We start from the raw sequence: 1,496 nt of genomic DNA, 5'->3' as shown, positions 1-1,496 counted from the left end.
GCGACGCTGACGCTCCCGCCCGGCACCACGCCCGCCGACGCGATCGCCGCCGTCGAGGCGGCCGGGTACACGGCCACGCTGCCCTCGCCTCCCGAGGGCGCGGACGACGGCGACAGCGACGGCACTCCCACCGACGCCGGCGACGACCTCCAGCGCCGCGCTCTGCGCACCCGCCTGCGCGTCTCCGCCCTGCTCGCCGTGCCGGTGGTGGTGCTCTCGATGGTGCCGCCCCTACAGTTCGCGAACTGGCAGTGGCTCGCCCTCGCTCTGGCCTCGCCGGTGGCCGTGTGGGGGGCGCTACCGTTCCACCGCACCGCGTGGCGGGCGCTGTGCCACGGCGCGATGAGCATGGACACCCTGATCAGCCTCGGCGTCAGCGCCGCGTTCCTCTGTTCGGTGTACGCGCTGTTCCTCGGCGACGCCGGCCGACCAGGGATGCAGATGCCGTTCGAACTGCTCGGCAGTCGCTCGGGCCACGACGAGATCTACCTCGAGGTCGCCGCAGCGGTACCGGTGCTGGTGCTCGCGGGTCGGTACATCGAGGCGCGCTCGAAGCGCGACGCGGGTGCTGCGCTGCGGGCGCTGCTCCGGCTCGGGGCGAAGGACGCTGTCCGGGTCACGCCGGAGGGCGCGGAGGAGCGGGTGCCCGCGAGCGCGCTGGCCGTCGGCGACCGCCTCCGCGTGCGACCCGGCGAGACCGTGGCCGCCGACGGCACCGTGCTCGAAGGCTCCAGCGCCGTCGACGCGAGCATGCTGACCGGAGAGAGCGTGCCGGTCGAGGTCGGGCCGGGCTCGGCCGTAACGGGCGGAGTCCTCAACGCGCACGGCGTGCTGATCGTCCGCGTCGACCGGGTCGGCTCCGAGACGACCCTCGCCCGGATGGGCCGCCTGGTCTCGGACGCCCAGGCGGGCAAGGCCCGGGTGCAGCGCCTCGCCGACCGCGTCTCGGCCGTCTTCGTGCCCGTCGTGGTGGTGCTGGCCCTCGCGACCCTCGCCGGCTGGCTGCTCGCCGGAGCCGACCTCGCGGCCGCGGTCTCGCCGGCCGTGGCGGTTCTGGTCGTCGCCTGCCCGTGCGCGCTGGGGCTCGCGACTCCGACCGCCGTGCTCGTGGGCACGGGACGCGGCTCGCAGCTGGGGATCCTCCTGCGCGGACCCGAGGTGCTCGAGGCGAGTCGCAGCATCGACACGGTCGTGCTCGACAAGACCGGCACGCTGACCACCGGCGCCTTCCAGGTCGTCGAGTCCAGCGACGACGAGAGCCTGCGGATGCTCGCGGCCGTCGAGCGCGGGTCCGAGCATCCACTCGCCGCCGCGATCGTGGCCGGGGCCCGTGGTCTCGACGTCCCGGAGGCGAGCGGGTTCCGCTCCAGCACCGGCTTCGGCGTGCGCGCCCGCGTCGAGGGGCGCCTCGTCGTCGCCGGCCGGCTGCGCTGGCTGGAGGAGCAGTGGGGCTACGCGCCGGGAGCCCTGGCCGAGCGGGCCGAGCGGGCCACCGC

1 protein-coding gene is annotated in these 1,496 nt (G+C 75.7%); it reads left to right on the top strand.

The features are described 5' to 3' along the window. Positions 1-1,496 (top strand): heavy metal translocating P-type ATPase (locus ACH61_RS15370; RefSeq protein ID WP_068213740.1); only part of this gene is annotated, 1,496 nt, incomplete at both ends.

It is taken from the genome of Rathayibacter tanaceti (assembly GCF_001634385.1).
GTDB lineage: Bacteria > Actinomycetota > Actinomycetes > Actinomycetales > Microbacteriaceae > Rathayibacter > Rathayibacter tanaceti.
This window is presented reverse-complemented; position numbering and strand designations above follow the sequence as displayed.